The 17,887-nt window shown below is 65.9% G+C and carries 21 protein-coding genes and 1 pseudogene; 11 read left to right on the forward strand and 11 right to left on the reverse strand.

What is annotated here, in order from left to right; translation table 11 throughout:
* From ACP696_RS17145 to ACP696_RS17160, 4 genes and pseudogenes are all read left to right on the forward strand, one after another.
* Positions 1–224 (forward strand): annotated as a pseudogene (locus tag ACP696_RS17145) (IS30-like element ISAzs27 family transposase); the annotation flags it as partial.
* A 57-nt stretch (positions 225–281) separates the two neighbouring features.
* On the forward strand, positions 282–503 hold the full coding sequence (locus ACP696_RS17150; protein ID WP_426013813.1) for a DUF2093 domain-containing protein: 222 nt from the start codon (positions 282–284) through the stop codon (positions 501–503).
* 107 nt (positions 504–610) lie between these two features.
* The gene (locus ACP696_RS17155; protein WP_426013815.1) at positions 611–1,351 is read left to right on the forward strand and encodes a M23 family metallopeptidase; all 741 of its coding nucleotides are present in this window, start codon (positions 611–613) and stop codon (positions 1,349–1,351) included.
* A 97-nt stretch (positions 1,352–1,448) separates the two neighbouring features.
* Positions 1,449–1,952, forward strand: coding sequence for a response regulator (locus ACP696_RS17160; RefSeq protein ID WP_426013817.1), 504 nt, complete (start codon positions 1,449–1,451; stop codon positions 1,950–1,952).
* A gap of 3 nt (positions 1,953–1,955) precedes the next feature.
* Here ACP696_RS17160 and ACP696_RS17165 read toward each other — a convergent pair whose 3' ends face one another.
* Complete coding sequence (locus ACP696_RS17165) at positions 1,956–2,882, reverse strand: lysophospholipid acyltransferase family protein (RefSeq protein WP_426013819.1); 927 nt, start codon at positions 2,880–2,882, stop codon at positions 1,956–1,958.
* 145 nt (positions 2,883–3,027) lie between these two features.
* Here ACP696_RS17165 and ACP696_RS17170 point away from each other — a divergent pair, with 145 nt between their 5' ends.
* Positions 3,028–3,411: a helix-turn-helix domain-containing protein gene (locus ACP696_RS17170; RefSeq protein WP_426013821.1), complete on the forward strand. Its 384-nt coding sequence runs from the start codon at positions 3,028–3,030 to the stop codon at positions 3,409–3,411.
* A 152-nt stretch (positions 3,412–3,563) separates the two neighbouring features.
* On the forward strand, positions 3,564–4,400 hold the full coding sequence (gene hisN, locus ACP696_RS17175; RefSeq protein WP_426013822.1) for a histidinol-phosphatase: 837 nt from the start codon (positions 3,564–3,566) through the stop codon (positions 4,398–4,400).
* 16 nt (positions 4,401–4,416) lie between these two features.
* Here the strand turns inward: hisN and ACP696_RS17180 are convergent, their stop codons facing one another.
* The 5 genes from ACP696_RS17180 to ACP696_RS17200 all read right to left on the reverse strand — a co-directional run bounded on the left by ACP696_RS17180 (position 4,417) and on the right by ACP696_RS17200 (position 8,278).
* Positions 4,417–5,364 (reverse strand): alpha/beta fold hydrolase, encoded by a 948-nt coding sequence (locus ACP696_RS17180; protein WP_426013824.1) that lies wholly within the window; start codon positions 5,362–5,364, stop codon positions 4,417–4,419.
* Positions 5,365–5,367: 3 nt separating this feature from the next.
* Complete coding sequence (locus tag ACP696_RS17185) at positions 5,368–5,676, reverse strand: SCP2 sterol-binding domain-containing protein (RefSeq protein ID WP_426013826.1); 309 nt, start codon at positions 5,674–5,676, stop codon at positions 5,368–5,370.
* 94 nt (positions 5,677–5,770) lie between these two features.
* Complete coding sequence (locus ACP696_RS17190) at positions 5,771–6,448, reverse strand: hypothetical protein (protein WP_426013827.1); 678 nt, start codon at positions 6,446–6,448, stop codon at positions 5,771–5,773.
* Positions 6,445–7,341: a class I SAM-dependent methyltransferase gene (locus ACP696_RS17195; RefSeq protein WP_426013829.1), complete on the reverse strand. Its 897-nt coding sequence runs from the start codon at positions 7,339–7,341 to the stop codon at positions 6,445–6,447. Before ACP696_RS17195 ends, ACP696_RS17190 begins: the two co-directional genes overlap by 4 nt.
* Before the next feature lie 85 nt (positions 7,342–7,426).
* Positions 7,427–8,278, reverse strand: coding sequence for a class I SAM-dependent methyltransferase (locus ACP696_RS17200; RefSeq protein ID WP_426013830.1), 852 nt, complete (start codon positions 8,276–8,278; stop codon positions 7,427–7,429).
* 229 nt (positions 8,279–8,507) lie between these two features.
* Here ACP696_RS17200 and ACP696_RS17205 point away from each other — a divergent pair, with 229 nt between their 5' ends.
* The gene (locus ACP696_RS17205) at positions 8,508–8,975 is read left to right on the forward strand and encodes an Hsp20 family protein (protein ID WP_426013831.1); all 468 of its coding nucleotides are present in this window, start codon (positions 8,508–8,510) and stop codon (positions 8,973–8,975) included.
* A 135-nt stretch (positions 8,976–9,110) separates the two neighbouring features.
* On the opposite strand, the gene ACP696_RS17210 is transcribed toward ACP696_RS17205, so the two are convergent.
* The 4 genes from ACP696_RS17210 to gpmA form a co-directional block, all read right to left on the reverse strand.
* Complete coding sequence (locus tag ACP696_RS17210; protein WP_426044093.1) at positions 9,111–10,373, reverse strand: pentapeptide repeat-containing protein; 1,263 nt, start codon at positions 10,371–10,373, stop codon at positions 9,111–9,113.
* A gap of 104 nt (positions 10,374–10,477) precedes the next feature.
* Entirely contained in the window at positions 10,478–11,737 is a 1,260-nt protein-coding gene (locus tag ACP696_RS17215) for a pentapeptide repeat-containing protein (protein WP_426013834.1), read from the reverse strand.
* A 94-nt stretch (positions 11,738–11,831) separates the two neighbouring features.
* A complete protein-coding gene (locus ACP696_RS17220; protein WP_426013836.1) occupies positions 11,832–12,509 on the reverse strand; it encodes an endonuclease NucS domain-containing protein in 678 nt (225 codons plus the stop codon).
* Entirely contained in the window at positions 12,506–13,219 is a 714-nt protein-coding gene (gpmA, locus tag ACP696_RS17225) for a 2,3-diphosphoglycerate-dependent phosphoglycerate mutase (RefSeq protein WP_426013837.1), read from the reverse strand. The genes ACP696_RS17220 and gpmA overlap by 4 nt, the downstream gene beginning before the upstream one ends.
* Before the next feature lie 120 nt (positions 13,220–13,339).
* On the opposite strand from gpmA, the gene ACP696_RS17230 reads away from it, so the two are divergent.
* From ACP696_RS17230 to ACP696_RS17245, 4 genes are all read left to right on the forward strand, one after another.
* Entirely contained in the window at positions 13,340–13,573 is a 234-nt protein-coding gene (locus tag ACP696_RS17230; RefSeq protein ID WP_426013839.1) for a hypothetical protein, read from the forward strand.
* Entirely contained in the window at positions 13,570–14,526 is a 957-nt protein-coding gene (locus ACP696_RS17235) for a KpsF/GutQ family sugar-phosphate isomerase (protein ID WP_426013841.1), read from the forward strand. The genes ACP696_RS17230 and ACP696_RS17235 overlap by 4 nt, the downstream gene beginning before the upstream one ends.
* Before the next feature lie 67 nt (positions 14,527–14,593).
* A complete protein-coding gene (locus ACP696_RS17240) occupies positions 14,594–16,090 on the forward strand; it encodes a phosphomannomutase/phosphoglucomutase (RefSeq protein ID WP_426013842.1) in 1,497 nt (498 codons plus the stop codon).
* Between the two features lie 767 nt (positions 16,091–16,857).
* A complete protein-coding gene (locus ACP696_RS17245) occupies positions 16,858–17,490 on the forward strand; it encodes a hypothetical protein (RefSeq protein ID WP_426013843.1) in 633 nt (210 codons plus the stop codon).
* Here ACP696_RS17245 and ACP696_RS17250 read toward each other — a convergent pair.
* Positions 17,487–17,861: a response regulator gene (locus tag ACP696_RS17250; protein ID WP_426013845.1), complete on the reverse strand. Its 375-nt coding sequence runs from the start codon at positions 17,859–17,861 to the stop codon at positions 17,487–17,489. The genes ACP696_RS17245 and ACP696_RS17250 overlap by 4 nt on opposite strands.
* Positions 17,862–17,887: the final 26 nt, after the last annotated feature.

Here is a 17,887-nt window from a genome sequence, read left to right on the forward strand (position 1 = left end):
ACTCGCCCTGGCAGAAGGGCGGCGTCGAGAACGCCATCGGCCGTCTGCGCCGCTTCCTCCCGCGCAAGACCAACCTCGACACCCTCGACCTGGACGACATCCTGTGGCTCAACAGGCTCAACAACCACACGCCTCGAAAGTGCCTGGGCTTCCAGACACCCGCCGAGGTCTACGCCCTGTTGCACTTCAAGTGTGAATCCACATCCCGGCCTTCGCCGGGATGAGCGGATGATGAGTGAGCCCACCTATTCCCCCGCCCCCAATTGTCGTAAAAGACCTTGATGAACACGTTCGATCCCAATCTCGGCAAATCCGGCGGCCCGGCCACGCTGCACTACGGCGACGGCGAGTTCGCCGTCATGAGCCCCGGCCACTACGTGCTGTGCGCCGTTACCGGCGCGAAGGTGGCGCTGGAAAACCTGCGTTACTGGAGCCCCGAGTTGCAGGAAGCCTATGCCGGCCCGACCGAAGCCCTGAAGCGCTGGCAGGAGAGCCGAGGCTGAACCGGCGACGCTCGCTTCTTGGCCTGACCACCGGCCTGGCCGGGGCGCTTCTTCAGGGGTCCATCGCCCGCGCCGCGGCGCCGGGCCTGACGCTGTCGGGAAAGTTCGTGCAGGGCGGCTTCGTGGTGGGTCGCACCGCACCGCGCGCCCAGGTGCTGCTCAACGGCGAGCCCGCCACCCAAGCTTCGGCGGCCGGCTGGTTCGTGATCGGCTTCGACCGCGACGCGCCGCCGCCGGCCCTGATCACCGTCGAGACCGCCGACGGCGCCGCCAGCCACCAGACGACCATCGCCCCGGGCGACTTCGACATCCAGCGCATCGACGGCCTGGCCGGCGACCAGGTCTCGCCCAGCGACCCTGCGTTGCTGACCCGCATCGCCGCCGAGAACGCTCGCAAGGGCGCCGGCTTCGCCAGCAGGATCGACGGCGACTTCTTCCGCACCGGCTTCATCATGCCGCTCCAGGCCATCCGGCGCTCGGCGCGGTTCGGCGGGCAGAGGATTCTGAACGGCGAGGCCAAGCGCCCGCATTACGGCGTCGACTTTGCGGCCCCGGTCGGCGCGCCCGTGGTGGCCCCCGCCGCCGGCGTGGTCAGCTTCGCCGAGACCGGCCTACACTATGAGGGCGGGCTGATCCTGATCGACCACGGCCAGGGCCTGATCACCGCCTATCTCCACCTGTCGCGCGTTGACGTGACTGCTGGCCAGACGCTCGCCCAAGGGCAACTCATCGGCGCCGTGGGCAAAGAAGGCCGCGCCACCGGTCCGCACCTTTGCTGGCGGATGCGTTGGCATGGTCAGAACCTGGATCCGTCGCTGATGATCGGCCCCGCTCCGCCTCGCGTGTGAAGCGACTTTTGTTGCACGCCTGATATGTCGAGGATCGACATATCGTCAACCTTGACGTATCCCACCCCTCTCGTTGACGCCTTGGAGGTCAGCCTGGATGTCTGCGGCGCTAGAGCAGCTGCGTTTCCTGCTGGTGGACGATAACCATCATATGCGAGCGATCGTTTCGACGATCCTCAAGGGCGTGGGTGTTCGACACGTGTACGAGGCGATGGATGGGGCCGAGGCCCTGCAGGTGGTCCGCGATCGAGAGGTCGACATCGCCATCGTCGATTTCAAGATGACGCCGCTGGACGGGGTGCAGTTTACCCAGCTTGTCCGTCAATCGCCCGACAGCGCCGACCCCTTCCTGCCGATCATCATGCTGACCGGTTTCGCCGAGCGGCACCGGGTGTTCGAGGCCCGCGACGCTGGAGTCACCGAGATCGTCGTCAAGCCGGTCACGGCCCGCTCGCTGCTGGACCGCATCAATACCGTGATCTTTAAGCCTCGGCCGTTCATCCGCACCGAGGACTATTTCGGCCCCTGCCGGCGGCGGCGTGACGATCCCGGCTACAAGGGACCGAAGCGGCGTGGCGCCGAGCGGGTGCTGGAGCTCTAGGGTCTAGTCGCCCCGAGCGGCCATCGCCGCATAGACCTCGTTGGGCCAGCGCCGATGGACCCAGAACCACTCGTGCGGCCGCTCGCGGATGCGCTCTTCCATGAAGGCGTTGACCAGCTTCACGCCGGCCTCGATGTCGGCGGTGCGATCGCCGGTATGGGGCAGGACGATCGGGTCATGGACCACGGCGCGGAATCGGGCGCCCTTGACCCGCTGCACCGACATCGGCTGCAGCACTGTGCCGAAGCGGATAGCGAGGCGCGAGGGTCCCGGCGCGGTGCGCGCCGGGTGACCGAAGAACGGGCTGTCGACGCCATTGTTGAACTTCTGATCGTTCATCAGGGCCACCGACTTGCCCCGCTTCATCCCCTCCAACAGCTCCCGAGCCCCGTCTCCCCCCTTGGGCGCAAAGAGCCGTACGCCGTAACGGAAGCGGCTGGCCTTGATGCGCTCGTCCACATAGGGATTGTTGGCGGCGCGATAGGTCATCTCGCAGATGACGCCGGAATCAACGATCGCCGCGGGCATCACTTCCCAGTTGGACAGATGGCCAGAAACGAAGACCACCGGGGTCTTTTCGGTGGCGATCTGAAAGAGACGTTCCTGATTGACCACTTCGACCCGCCCGGTCGAGGGCAGTATTTTGTCCATCAGCGGAAACTCGGCGAAGGTTCGGCCCAAGCCATCCCATTGAGCGCGCAGCATGGCCGCATGCCAGGCCGGGTCCTTGTCCGGGAAGGCCAGCTTCAGGTTGCGGACAGCCACCTTGTGGGCGCCGCTTAGCGGCCCGGCCGTGCGGCCCAGCCAACCGCCAAAGGCCGAGGCCGCATCGACGCCCAGCAGGCGCACCAGCCCGATGAAGAGGTCGAAACCGAGCGCTTCCGCGCGCCATAGGATGTCCTGGGCCCAAGGCCGACGCTTAACCGACATGAACTCTTAGTAGCCTGCTTTTTTGACAAGTGGGACTCGGCGTAGCGGCCACCCGGGGGCGCCATTCGCCCGGCACGCGACTTGCGGATGTCAACCCAGGCCGTGCCGTTTCGGGACGCTAGCGCAATCGGGGGCGTGAACTCCAATGGGTAACGATATCGACGTCTATCTGGGCAAGCGACTGCGCCGTCGGCGCCGTTTGCTGGGCCTGACGCAACAACAGCTGGCTGGCGCCGTCGGGGTGCGATTCCAGCAGATCCAGAAATACGAGTGCGGTGCCAACCGCATCTCGGCGGCGCGCCTCTGGCAGCTGTCCGAAGCGCTCGAAGTGCCCGTCGGCTATTTCTATGACGGGCTGTCAGATCAGGCTCGCCAGGAAACCGCCGCCGAGGCCGAGGGCGGCGAGATGTTCGCCCGCAAGGAGACGCTGGACCTGGTCCGCGCCTATTACCTGCTGGGCGAGCGTCCGCGACGTCGCCTGCTGGACCTGGCCAAGTCGCTGAATGGTGGCGAGGTCGCCGAGGCCTAGAGCATTTCCCGACCTGACTGCGTCAGGCTGTGAGCTCTAACCTTTTGTTTTGAAGCATTTTTCTTCACGCGAACCGGAACCACTTCGCTCGAAAAATGCTCTAGCCGCGCTAATGGTGGCGTCGAGTCGAAGGGCGGGGTAATTCTCCGCCCATGACGCTCTCCGCCGACCGCCTCGCCCAGTTCGACGCCTTTGTCATCGACCTCAACCGCGCCTCTGCGGCGGCGATCCTGCCGCTGTTCCGGGCGGACCACGGGCTGGAGGACAAGGGCGCGGGCAAGAACCTGCCGCGCGACAGCCACGCCGCCTTCGACCCGGTCACGGAAGCTGATCGCGGCGCCGAGGCGGCGATTCGCGGGCTGATCGCCGAACGCTATCCAGACCACGGCGTGATCGGCGAGGAATATGGCGAGGATCGCCCGGACGCCGAGTTCGTCTGGGTGCTCGATCCCATCGACGGCACCCGCGCCTTTATCTCTGGCCTGCCGCTGTGGACCACCCTGATCGGCCTGCGCCATCAGGGCCGCCCGGTGCTGGGATCGATCGGCCAGCCCTATGTCGGCGAGCTATTCATCGGAAGCGCCGCCGGCTCGCGCCTGATGTCGCGCGGCGAGAGCCGGCCGATCCAGGTGCGGGAGTGCGCCAGGCTGACCGACGCTGTCATCGCCACCACCGATCCCGACGCCTGTTTCGACGGGGCCGAGCGCGGCGCCTGGCTGCAGGTGCGCGCCACCGCCAAACTGGCCCGTCTGGGCTGCGACGCCTACGCCTACGCCATGGTCGCCATGGGCAAGATGGACATGGTGATCGAGGCCGGCCTGCAGTCCTGGGACATCGAGGCGGCGATCCCGGTGATCGCAGGCGCTGGTGGCGTCGTCACCGACTGGCGCGGCAAGCCGATCGGGCAGAACGGCGGTCAGATGGTGATCGCGGGTGATCGGCGGTGCCTGGATGAGGCGCTGGTGGCGCTCGGGCGGTCGGCGAAGTAGGCCAATTTCTGCGGGTTTAGAGGATCTCGTCCGTCGTCTCGTCGAACGCCGCCCAGAACAGCGCCCGGCGCTTGTCGGTCTCGATCAGGATCTCGTGGAAGGCGTCTTCGATCTCGATATAGCGACCGTTGGGGATACGAGCGGCGATGGCTTTCTCGTCCGCCACAAGCACGCGGCTGTCCTGCCCCGCCCCGACGATCGTGACCGGGATAGTGATGGCCTCGACACCCTTGCTCCGCCTCAACCAGGCGCAAGCGGCGAAGGCGAAGTCGCTCCAGCCCCAGGTGATGCCGCCTAGCGCCAGGTCGCGGTTGGCGTGGACCTGGGCCTGGAAGCGGACGTAGCGGGCCGGATCGTGGGTCAGGGCGTCGTTGGCGAAGGTGTGGGCGAACGGGTCGCCCTTGTCGCCCAGCACATAGTCGCCCGCCAGGCCGGAGCGAGCCATGGTCCAGGCCAAGGCGCGGGCGGCGCGGGCCGGCTTGCCGCCGGTGTTCAGCCCCAGCATGGGCGCCGACAGCACTGCGGCGGAAAACCGCGTCTCGCCTTGGGCCAGCATCAGCACCGTCAGGCAACCGCCCATCGAATGGCCCAAGGCGATCCACGGCTTGGGAAGGCGCGCCTCGAAGGCGGCCAGCAGGGCCTGGTAGTCCGAGATGAAATCCTTGAAACCGGCCGCATGACCCTTCAGCCGATCGGGCAGCGCGCGGTGTGACAGCCCCTGCCCGCGCCAATCATGAACCAGCACCACGAAACCCCGGTCCAGCAGATCCTGGACGACCTCGAAATACTTCTCGATCGGTTCGCTGCGGCCAGGGCTTACGACCACCGAACCCCTCGGCGGACCTTCAGGCGAAAAGAAAGCGGCGCGGAGGGTCGCCCCATCCGCGCCGCTGAACCATTCGGCATTTCCGTGATCGGGGACGGGCGCCTCGGGAATCGAGACCAGAGGCGCCGCCCCGTCCATGGATCAGCGCATCTTCGCGAAGAGGGCCGCCATCTTCGACTGCAGGGCCATGGCCGTGCCCATATCGGACAGCTTCAGCTTGCCGGTCATCACCGCCATGGTCGGGTCGAGCGTGCCGGCGCCGATGGCCAGCAGGTCGTCCAGCGACAGGGTCATGGTCAGGTCGGCCGGCTTGTCTTCATTGGTGACCGAGCCGCCGTCGATATGGATGACGCCGGTATCCTTCAGGTCAAACTTCAAGCTCTTGCCCAGGCCGCTGTCGTCGCCAACAGCGCCTTTGATACGATCGGTAATTTCCTGCAACGTGGCCATGAGCGCGTCTCCCTCTTTGTGGCGCGTGAATTCTGCGGCGGCAGACTGGCCGCTGGATCGCGGCGAGTAAACACTGTTCAGACTCGGCCGCCGCTTATTTCTTCTTGTCGTAATAGTCGATGACAGCCGGCGTTCTTCCGAGTCGCACCCGGGTCGCGCCCTTGAACGCGTTGGGCTCGAAAATCACCGCACCCGCCGAAGCTGGCAAGGGCTTGGTGCTTCCGTCGGGGAACACGGCCGTCCCCGACTCGGCTTTCAGGAAGGTCAGTCCCTCCATCTGCGGCGCCATCATCGCCATCGCTCCGGCGGCCTTGCGAATGGCGGTGTTGGACTCCGCGACGGTGGCGATGAGTTCGCGTGCATCATAGTCGGTCGCTGGCTTCAGCACGGGATCTAGCTGCATGGCGACGCCGAACTTGTCACCGGCCGGGACGTCGAACGCGATCTGGGCCTTGGCCTGAAGTTGGGCCAAGGTCGGCGTGCGCTCGAACCGTCCCTCGCCGTCCATTGGCAGAGGCGTGCGCGCGCCGCTCGCCTCGACGAGAACAGCCTTGATCCCGGGGGCCGGCCTCCCATCGCGACGCAGGGCGTAGCTGACCTTCAGTCTCGCGCGCTCAGCGGCGGGGACCTTGAGGAAAGCCTCCAGGAACGAGAAAACCTTGGTGGCGGGAACCAGCTTCCCTGTCTCGGCCCGGGCGATGGACAACGTCGCGGTGGAGACCAAAATCAGGCCGATCAGGCTTGTGGCGGCGGCGCGGCGGGTCGAGATCATGGTTGCTCCGGTCTGATGAACTTCAGAGTCATGCGGTCGCTCTCACCGATCGCGTCGTACTTGGCGTGGTCAAAGCCGGGCTCGGCGGGCTCGCCGCGCGGGGCCGACAACCGGGTCGGCGGCAGGGTCCAGACACCGAACGGATGGTCCTTGGTGTCCTTGGGATTGGCATTGATCTCGCTCTGATCGGCCAGGACGAAGCCGGCCTCCTTGGCCATCTCGACCACGTAGGCCTGTTGCACATAGCCGTCGGCGGCCAGCACGTCCTGCACGCGACCCGGCTCGCCGCGATGTTCCTCGATCCCCAGCACGCCGCCGGGCTTGAGGGCGGTGAAAGCGTCGCGGAAGGCCTTCTCGGTCAGGCTAGCGGCCATCCAGTTGTGCAGGTTGCGCAGGAACAGGATCAGATCCGCCGAACCGGCCGGGGCGACCGGACCGCTGGTCGGCCCAAAGGCGGTGATCACGACGTCGCCATAGACCTTGGGCTTGTCGGTCAGTTTGCGGCGATAGGCCTCGACGATCGCCTTGGCGGTTGGATCATCGGGTAGGTCGGTCTGCAGCGCGGCCGCATAGAGCTTGCCGCTCGTCGCGGCCAGGTAGGGCGCCAGGATATCGGTGTACCAGCCCGCGCCAGGCCAGAACTCGACCACGGTCTGCCCAGGCTTCAGGCCCCAGAACTCCAGGGTCTGGACGGGATGACGCCAGACATCGCGCGCCCTGTCGGCAGCCGAACGCCAATCGCCTTGGGCGGCGTCGCGCAGGCTCATCGGCGCGGCCTTGGCCGGCGGCTTGGCGTCCTCGGCGGCGCTAGGTTTGCGGCCGCAGCCGACCAGGCCCAGCGCGGCCGTTCCCGTGAGCAACGCCCGTCGTGACCAGAGACCACTCGAGTCCATGTTTCCCCCCAAAACCTTCAACGCCTCCGATCTTGCACCCGACCTTGGCGAAACGGCGGCCTGAAGAGGCCGCGAACGACCTTCGTCAGCCAGGTTTGCGGAAGCGTAGGGTCATGCGGTCGCTTTCACCGATGGCGTCGTACTTGGCGTGGTCGAAGGCCGGGTCCGCAGGCTGACCGCCAGGCGCGCTCTGGCGGGCGGGCGGCAGGGTCCAGACGCCGAACGGATGGTCCTTGGTGTCCTTGGGGTTAGCGTTGATCTCGGATTTGGCGTCGAACTTGAACCCGGCCTTTTCCGCCAAGGCCACCACGGTGGCGGTGGCCAGATACCCATCCGCTCCCTTATCGGTCTCGGATTTCGGATCGGCTCGGTGATCCTCGACCGCCAGGATCCCGCCAGGCTTGAGCACCGCGAAGAAGTCGGCGAAGATCTTGTCGGCCACGCCAGGCTGGACGGTCCAGTTGTGGACATTGCGAGCGGTCAGGACCAGATCGGCCGAACCCGGCACGCCCAGCGGCCCGGCCGTGGGGCCGAAATTGGCGAACCGGACCCTGCCATACTTGTCCGGATCAATGAACCGCATCTCGAAGTTCGCGCGGCCTTTGCGCGCGCCGTCGGAGATCTTGGGATTGGACAGGTCGGCCACGCCAGCGATGTAGGTTCCGCCCGTGGTCTTGGCGTAGGGGGCCAGGATTTCGGTCCAATAGCCGCCACCGGGCGACACCTCGATCACGGTCTGATGGGGGTTCAGCCCCCAGAACACCAGGCTTTCATAAGGGTGGCGCGCGCCGTCGCGGGCGACGCTGGCGGCCGTGCGGCTGGGCGAAGCGATGGCGGCCTTCAGGGCGGGATCATCGACAGGGGCGGCGTGGGCCAGGACCGGCGCGGCGCAAAGGGCGACCGCGGCGGCCAGCAGGAGACGGCGGTGTAGGGGCATCGTCGGGCTCTCCGGTTAGGGGCGCGCCGACCTTAACCGTCACCGAACGGCGAGCAAGCGATTCACCCTCAAGGCCCTCATTCAACCCCTTGAAGTGGAAATTCGCCTCACCACCTTGGTCTCGAAGGCGCTGGATCCCCGGGCCTTCCGGACCGTCGGCGATGCCTATCCAGGGTCACCAAAGGTCAGAACTGACTGAACAACATTGCTTTGAAAGAAGGATGTCACCATGCGTACCGTTGACCTTTCACCCTTGTACCGCTCCCTCGTCGGCTTCGACCGCCTGGCCGCCCAGTTGGACGCCGCCGCCTCGAACGAGGCCACCTCGGGCTATCCCCCCTACAACATCGAGCGCACTGACGAGAACGCGTATCGCATCGAGATCGCCGTGGCCGGCTTCAAGTCGGAAGAACTCGGCATCGAGGTGAAGGAAAATCTTCTGACCGTCACGGGCCGAAAGGCCGCCAATGACGAGGCCAAGCACTACCTTCATCGCGGTCTAGCCGCGCGCAACTTCGAGCGGCAATTCCAGTTGGCCGATTATGTGATCGTCACCGAAGCCGCGTTGTCGGATGGACTGCTGTCGATCTCGTTGAAGCGCGAACTGCCCGAGGCTCTCAAGCCGCGCACCATCGAGATCAAGTCGGCCTCGCCGTTGATCGAGGGCGACAAGATCGAAAGCGAGAAGGCAGCCTAACTCCACCTTCACGCGTTACCTGATTTCCCCTCTATGACTGTCAGGGCGGCGCTGCGAAGCGCCGCCCTTTTTCTGGGATCAGTTGAAGCGCATTTACGGGCGCCACGTACTCGCTCGCGCTGGTCTGATGCAGCCTCAGGCTGGTGCGAAGTCCAGGCCTTGGGCTTGGTCGAGGTCGCAGTCGCGGAAACTGGTCTTGGTCAGGCGCGCGCCGGTAAAATCCGCGCCGCACAGATCGGCGTCGTCAAGGATCGCCTCGCTCAGATCAGCCGACTGGAACAGGGCGTAGCGCAAGCGCGCGGCGGTGAGCTTGGCCTGGGTCTTGCGCTCGGGTCCCAAGGGCAGAGGTGACAGGCAGGCCTGCCTCAGATCGGCCTTGGTCAGGTTGGCGCCCGACAGCTTCGCGCCGCGCAGGTCGGCCCCGCGGAGGTTGGCGGTGCGCAGGTCGGCGTTCTGCAGATTGGCGCCCTGTAGCTGGGCGCCGGAAAGATCGATGCCGACCATGCAAGCCCCAGCGGCGCTCATCGCCGTCAGGCGCAAGCCCTTGAGCCTGTCGCCCAGCGGACGCAGGTCTTCGCCATCGAGGCGGGCGGGGGCGCCTTCCTTGCCCCCAGTCTTGCACCAGGCCTGGTTGCCCAGGCAGCGCTGATAGATCTCGTCAGCTCGCGACATCGCCCGCTCGGTGGACGCCTCGAGGCAACCCTGCATGGCCGCCCCCGTCGTGCGGGCCAGAGACGTATCCACGCCGGTCATCACCGCGCCGGTGAAGTTGGCGCCCTCGAGGTTTGCACCCTTGACGTCAGCGCCGTCGAGGATGGCCCCGCTGAGATTGGCTTCCTTCAGATTGGCGCCCGACAGCTTGGCGCCGCGCAGCGAACAGTCGCTAAAGTCGGCCTTGAAGGCCGAGACGCCGGAAAATTGCGAACCGTCGAGGGTGGCGCCCGAGAAGTTGACCTCATCGACCTCGCCGTTGCGGGTCTCGTGGCGGGAGCTCTCCAGCCCCTTGCGGGGATGGGGAATGGCCACCTGGCCCTCACGAAAGTCGGCCTGGGTGAGGTCGGCCTGGGACAGGTTGGCGCCGCGCAGGCAGGCCCCGCGCAGGTCGGCGCGGATGAGGATCGCCTGGCGCAGATCGGCCATGCGCAGGTCGGCGCCAAACAGATTGGCGCGCTCGAGCTTGGTGCGCACCATCCGGCAGCCGTCGAGAATGGAAGCCGAGAAATCGGCGTCGGCGAGGTTACGGTAGGAAAGGTCCAGGCCCGACAGGTTCATGAAGCGCAGCGACGCGCGCTTGCCGCCCTGCTTGCCGGTGACGAACTTCTCGTGTGCAGCCACGATCATGTCCAGCTTGGCTTGGCTGATCCGCCGCCTTCCGGCCATGGTCTGCGCCGCCGTCATCAACCTCAACCTCTTGATACAACTTCAAAATATCGCCGATCAACGAGCGAAGGGTTAAGGCCCGCTCCCAATCATCGCTATTTGTCGAAAAACGACACTTGGCGCTATATGACGTCGTCAAGACCCCGTGCGCCCTGGCGAATGGCGCCGGTGACGTTAACGTCCTTGAGTATGGCGTTGGTGAAATTGGCCCGCGAAAGATCGGCCCCGACCAGGCAGGCCTGCCGCAGATCGGCCCGCGCCAGGTCGGCATTGGTCAGCAATGCGCCGGTCAGGTCGCTGGGCAGAAGCCTGTCGCGGCCGATCAGCAACGGCCCAAGCTGGGCGTCACGCAGGTCCGAGCCCGTCAGCTTGGCCCCTTTCAGCCGCGCCCCGCGCAGATCGGCGCGACGAAGGTTGCAAGCTCTCAGGTCGGCGCCCTCCAGTTGCGCGCCCTGCATCTGCACGCTTTCCATGTCCAGGCCGTAGAACACCGCGCCCTTGGCCGACAGGGCCGTCAGGTTGAAACCGCGCACGGATTTCAGGTTGCGCAGGTCGGCCTTGTCGAACACCGACGGCTTGCCCTCGGCCCCACCGGTCTCGCACCAGCGGGCGTGGTCGGCGATCATCTGCTCGTAGGGCATGTCGGCGATGTCGGTGCCCGAGACCTTGTCGGTCAACGCGCCGTCGAGATTCGTATCGTTGATGTTCCATGACATCGTCTTGGCGCCCACCAGAACGGTGTTGCGCAGGTCGGCGCCGGTCAGGTTGGCGCCGGAAAGGTCGGCGCCCGCCAGGTTGGCCCCATTGAAATTGGCTTGCTTGAGGTTGGCGCGGATCAGCTTGGCGTCCTTGAGGATCGCGTCGCTGAAGTCGGCCTTGGTGGCGATGATGCCAGACAGGCGCGAACGTTCGAGGTTGGCGCCCGCCAGGATCGCGCCGTGGGCCTGGGCTTCGCGCTGCACCGGTTCGATGACCCGGTAGCCTTCCTTGCGGTCGGCCGCAGCGATCTGGCCTTCACGCAGGTCGGCCTCGAACAGGTCTGCCCCGGTCAGGTTGGCGCCGCGCAGGCTGGAGCCGCGCAGGTCGCAGCGTCGCATCGAGGCGTCGGTCAAGTCGGAGCCATGCAGATCGGCCCCGTAGAGACTGGCGTTGTCGAGCTTGGTGCGGCGAAAATCGCAGCCGACCAGAAGCGCCCCGGTGAAATCGGCGTCGCACAGATTGCGGCCGGTGACCGACAGGCCCGACAGATCATAGAAGGCGAACACGGCGCGCGCTCCGCCGAGCCGAGCCGACCATAGGCGGTCGTGCTTGGCGCAGATCAGATCCACTTCGTGTTGCGTCAGGCGCTGATGCTCTTGGCCTGCCGCGGGCGGGGCGTTCATGGGTGCTCTTGTCGTCTCCCCGAAGGGCTAAGCGACCAGCATGCGCGGTCCGGCATTAACGCTGCGTTTCCAACTGCTTCGGGAGCGGCCTAGGCTAGTCCACAGGATCAAAGGATAGCTGGTAACTATAGCGATGAAGCGTGAGGCTTGGCACTTCCGACGCGGCCGCTCGGGTGCGAGGGGAGAAATCCGCCGCAATGAGCATGGCACGCACGGGTCTGTCGTAGAGCTTGCGCACGTCCCCGACGTAGCCAAGCACCTGTTCGAAAGCAGATGAGGGACAAAGACCAGCCTTCAACTCAATAACCACAAGACGCTTCTGGCTATCTTCGGCCAAGATATCGATTCGCCCGGTTCCGACCGAGATTTCCAACCCGTCATCCACAGCGACGAGGCCAGGCTCCAGCACCGCGAGCTGTTGCCTCACCTGAACCTGCATCTCGCGTTCGAAACGAAAGGCGAATCCATCCGGCTCCGTGGTGCCGACTGCTTCTTGTTCGGAAGAAGCGTCACTCGAAGGTGCCCCTACAGCAAGGAATTGCAGGTAGCGTTTCAAGCCCGCCTTTTTGTCGCTTGGATAGGTGATCTGTTGATCTGCGATGGCTTGGTCAAGCAACCGCAGGGTTCCCTCAGGTCCCTCACGTTCGATGGCTTCGTCCAAGCCGCCAAGCGTCGTGTCGATCGCATTTAGGTAAGAGGAGTAGCTACTCGCAGTATTAACCGTATGGCCTTGCGTGACCATCCATGTGCGAAAACTAGCGCTCTTGATCATCCGATGGCCGGCAGAGGCTGAGCGCGCGACGTGTCCAGGTAGCGAGCGCCGGTCGGCTTGAGGTCGGCGTCCAGGTCAATCACCAGCGGATTGCCAGTCGGGATCTCGACATGGACGATCTCGCTGTCGGGCACGTTGAAGAGATGCTTGACGATGGCCCGCAGAGAATTGCCGTGGGCGGCGACCAGGATCGTCTCGCCGGCCTTCAGCTTGGGCGCGATCTCGGCTTCCCAATAGGGCAGGACGCGGACCAGGGTGGTCTTCAGGCTCTCGGTCGAGGGCAGGTCCTTGGCGGCATAGCGGCGGTCCTTGCTGAAGTCGTATTCGCCGCCAGGGGCCAGTTCCGGCGGCGGAATGTCATAGGAACGGCGCCAGATCGTGACCTGCTCTTCGCCGTGCTTCTCGGCCGTCTCGGCCTTGTTCAGTCCGGTGAGGCCGCCGTAGTGGCGCTCGTTCAGGCGCCAGTCCTTGGTGACCGGCACGAAGCTCTGGCCGGCCGCGTCCAGGGCCAGGTTGTTGGTGCGAATCGCCCGGGTCTGGACCGAGGTATAGGCCTCGTCGATATCGATGCCGGCGGCCTTGATCAGCTCGCCGCCCTTGCGGGCCTGGGCCTCGCCCTCGGCGGTCAAATCAACGTCCACCCAGCCGGTGAAGCGGTTTTCGAGATTCCATTGGCTTTGGCCATGGCGGAGCAGGACGAGGACGGGCATCGGGCCTCCAGGATGTGTCGTAGGGCGGGCTAAGCCCCGAGGAACCTTGCGTCAAGCGCCACGCCCTTCTCTCGCCCCCCTCTCCCTGTCTAAAAAAATGGGGCGTGCTATAGGCAGGTCATGCCTGATCGCATCTTCATGCCCCTCATGGCGCTCATTGGCCTGGCCATGATCGCCCTCGCAATGATCCTGCCGCAGGGCTATGGCGACCGCTCGCCCGGTCCATGGGGCGACGTGCCGTTGCAGCAAACGCCAGCGATGCGACAGAAAATCCAGCGCGAGAAGGACGCGGCCGTCCGGCAAGAGGCCGAAGCGACACGCGCCGCCAGCGTCGCCCCGCCGAGCCGCCCATGAGCGCTTTCGACGCCATCGTCGTCGGCCAGCGGGTCCTCAACGCCGAGGCCGAGGCGCTGAGTCAGCTATCCGAATCGCTCGGCGATTCGTTCGTCCGCGCCGTCGAGACCCTGTTCGACGCCAAGGGCCGTGTCGTCTGCACGGGTATCGGCAAGTCCGGTCACGTGGCCCGCAAGATCGCCGCCACCCTGGCCTCCACCGGCTCGCCTGCGATGTTCGTCCATGCCGCCGAGGCCAGCCATGGCGACCTGGGCATGATCGGTCAGGGCGACGTCGTGCTGGCCCTGTCGAAGTCGGGCGAGGCGCGTGAGCTGTCCGATAGCCTGGCCTACGCCAAGCGCTTCGCGATCCCGCTGATCGCCATCACCGCCATGGCCGACAGTCAGCTGGGCCGCGCCGCCGACATCCTGCTGCTGCTGCCCGATGCGCCGGAGGCCACCGCCGAGGTCAATGCCCCGACCACCTCGACCACGCTGCAAATGGCTTTGGGCGACGCCCTGGCCGTCGCTTTGCTGGAACGCCGCGGCTTCACCGCCAGCGACTTCCGTGTCTTCCATCCGGGCGGCAAACTGGGCGCCATGCTGCGCACGGTCGGCGACCTGATGCACGATCACGACGAACTGCCGCTGACCCGCGAAGCCGCGCCGATGTCCGAAGCCCTGCTGATGATGAGCGAAAAGCGTTTCGGCGCTGTCGGCGTGGTCGCACCCGACGGAACGCTCAGCGGACTGATTACCGATGGTGACCTGCGTCGCCACATGGATGGGCTGATGAGCCACACCGCCGGCGAGGTCATGACCCGCGCTCCCCTGACGATTGCCCCTGGCGCCCTGGCGGCCGAGGCTCTGAAGGTGATGAACGATCGACGCGTCACGGTGTTGTTCGTGGTCGACCAGAAACGCCCAGTCGGCATCCTGCATGTGCACGACCTTCTACGCGCCGGCGTGATCTGAACGCGAACCTGCTATCCAACCACGGACGGCGCGGCTAAACGCAGCACTCCCTAATCGAGCGAGCCCGATGTTCTCAATCCCCCGCACCGATCTCGTCCCCAACACCGCCGCCTACGAGAACGAGCCCTTGGTCAAGGCGACGGGATTTCGCGAATACGACGCGCGCTGGCTGTTTGGGCCTGACATCAACCTGCTGGGCATCCAGGCGCTGGGCCTGGGCCTGGGGACCTATATCCAGGAGCTGGGCCTGTCGAAGATCGTGGTTGGCCACGACTTCCGCTCCTATTCGAGTTCGATCAAGAACGCCCTGATGCTGGGCCTGATCAGCGCCGGCTGCGAGGTTCACGACATTGGCCTGGCCCTGTCGCCTACCGCTTATTTCGCCCAGTTCGACCTGGACATTCCCTGCGTGGCCATGGTCACCGCCAGCCACAACGAAAACGGCTGGACCGGGGTAAAGATGGGCGCCCAACGCCCCCTGACCTTCGGCCCCGATGAGATGGGCCGGCTTCGCGACATCGTGCTGGGCGGCCAGTTCGTCGAGCGCGACGGCGGCAAGCTGATCCGCGTCGAGGGCGAGGCCGAGCGCTACATCGCCGACGTCGCCAAGCGCGCCCAGATCACCCGCCCCCTGAAGGTGGTCGCCGCTTGCGGTAACGGCACGGCCGGAGCCTTCGCCGTCGACGCCCTGCAGCGCATGGGCGTGTCCGAGGTCGTCGGCATGGACACCGAGCTCGACTACACCTTCCCGAAGTACAATCCGAACCCGGAAGATGTCGAGATGCTGCACTCGATGGCCGCGGCCGTTCGCGAGCACGGCGCCGACCTGGCCTTCGGCTTCGATGGCGACGGCGACCGCTGCGGGGTGGTCGATGACGAGGGCGAGGAGATCTTCGCCGACAAGATCGGCCTGATGCTGGCCCGCGACCTGGCGCCCCTGAATCCTGGCGCGATTTTCGTGGTCGATGTGAAGTCCACGGGCCTCTACGCCACCGACCCGGTCCTGGCGGCCCATGGCTGCAAGGTGATCTACTGGAAGACGGGTCACAGCTACATCAAGCGCAAGAGCGCCGAGCTGGGCGCCCTGGCCGGGTTCGAGAAGAGCGGCCACTTCTTCATGAACGGCGACCTCGGCTACGGCTACGACTGTGGCCTGACCGCGGCCGCCGCGATCCTTTCCATGCTCGATCGCAATCCCGGCCTGAAGCTCTCGGACATGCGCAAGGCCCTGCCGGTGGCCTTCACCTCCCTGACCATGAGCCCGCACTGCGGCGACGAGGTAAAGTACGGCGTCGTCGACGATGTGGTGAAGGAATACCAGGACCTGTTCGCGGCCGGCGGTTCGATCCTGGGCCGGAAGATCACCGAGGTCATCACCGTCAACGGCGTGCGCGTGCACCTGGAAGACGGCTCGTGGGTGCTGGTCCGCGCCTCGTCCAACAAGCCGGAGATCGTCGTGGTGGTCGAGAGCACACAGTCCGAGGACGACATGCGCGCCCTCTTCCGCCAAGAGGTAAAGCCTCGCCTGGGCGACCGCGTCGGCAAATACAACCAGGAAATCTGAATCGCGCCCAAGGCCTCCCCCTGTGGAGAGGACCTGAACACGGTTTCGCCGCTTCAGGCGGACCGCCGCTGAAGGTTGGGAAGGGTGCGAAGCGCCCGGGCCTCGCCCGGAATAGCTTTGATTTTGAATACCGTTTCGACAAGGTCGGACGCTTCGCGCGGCCTTCAGACGGGAGCCATCGGCGCGCGGGGTCTTAACCCGCTTCCGAAGTTGGCCCCCGGCGGGCGGAAGGGCGGCTAACCCCTCCGGACCGTGCGGGCGATTTCAGCCCGCACCTGCCACGATCGCCGGTCCCTCGTCGCCAGGGCTTCGTCCCATGTTGCAGGGAACCTGACCTGGACGCCCGAGGCGTCACTGAAGACCACCGGCGAGCACTTCCCGCTCGACCACCCCTGAAAGCCGCTCGGTCGCCGGCCGGACGCCCTTCCCGTGCTTTCAGGTGGGACCATTATCAGAGGGTTTTGAACGCGCCAGGGTTTGTGACGCTGATTATTTTATAAGCCATTGCATTTACTGAGGTTGTATCGGGGATTTTGTGGGGACCGAGCGCTGCCTATCCCCGCCAAGCTGCTGCGCCGCCAGGACGACCTGGGCCGGCTGAAGCCCGGCTCCATCGCCGACATCGTCGCGGTGAATGGGGATCCGACCAAGGACATCGCGGCGAGCCAGGCCGTGGTCTTTCGTGGTGAAGGACGGCATCGTGGGCTGCCGCCCCTAGGTCGCGAATCCGCTTGCGCGCTCCGGCCAAGACAGGCGATCTCGGCGACATGCGCAGACTGCTTATTCCGACCCTGGTGTCCGCCGCCCTGCTCGCCAGCTCCGCCTTGGCGGCCGATCCCGGCACGATGGAGCACAGGGACACGATGCGCGACGCGGTCGCCGCGCCGCTGGAGGACCTGAACCTCAAGCAGGCCCAGATCCCCGCCGTTCTGCAGCGCGCCGTCGCCAAGCCCTATGACATGGAGGGCCTGGAGCGTTGCGAAGGCATAGCCGGCGAGATCGGCCGGCTGGACGCGGCCCTGGGCCGCGATCTCGACGAAGCCCCACCGCCTGACGGGCGCTCGCGCGGCAAAAAGGTCGCCGACGCCGCCTGGGGCGCGGGCGTGGGCGAGGTGCGTCACACCACCCAGAACGTCCTGCCGTTCCGAGGCTGGATCCGCAAACTGACCGGCGCGGCTAAACATGACAGGGCCGTTCAGGCGGCGGTGCGGGCGGGCGGCGTGCGGCGCGGCTATTTGAAGGGCGTAGGCATGCAAATGAACTGCGCTCCACCGGCCGCGCCCAGTTGGTTCGTGCCCGCCCCGCCGCCCGAGTCCGCGGTCGCGCCTTCACCGATGGCGCGCGTCACCAGCTTCTGGGACGGCCTCGTGAACTGGTGGCGGAGTTGGTGGCCGTTCTAGACGGCCAGGGTCTCGCGCACCTTGGCGGCCAGTTGCTGGGCGCTGAAGGGTTTCATCACATAACCCGCCGCGCCTAGCTGCATGGCCTGGACGATGCGGTCCAGCCGGCCATCCCCCGTCAGCATCAGCACAGGCAGGCCCGCGCCATCGAGGGATTCCTTGACCGCCTTCAGGCCGTCCAGCCCGCTCTGGCCGGGCATGCGCACATCGAGCAGCAGCAGAGCCGGCGTCTCACGCGCCAGGGCAGGCAGCACCGCCGCCACCGAGCCAAAGGTGCGCACCGCCATGCCGTCGGCCTCCAGTCCGATCTGAATCAGTTCCAAGGTGACGGCGTCGTCGTCAACGACAAAAATCAAGGGCGCGACGGGCATGCGAAAGCCTTAACGCGCGACTCAGG

The organism is Caulobacter sp. DWR3-1-2 (genome assembly GCF_049896225.1).
Taxonomy (GTDB): Bacteria; Pseudomonadota; Alphaproteobacteria; order Caulobacterales; family Caulobacteraceae; genus Caulobacter.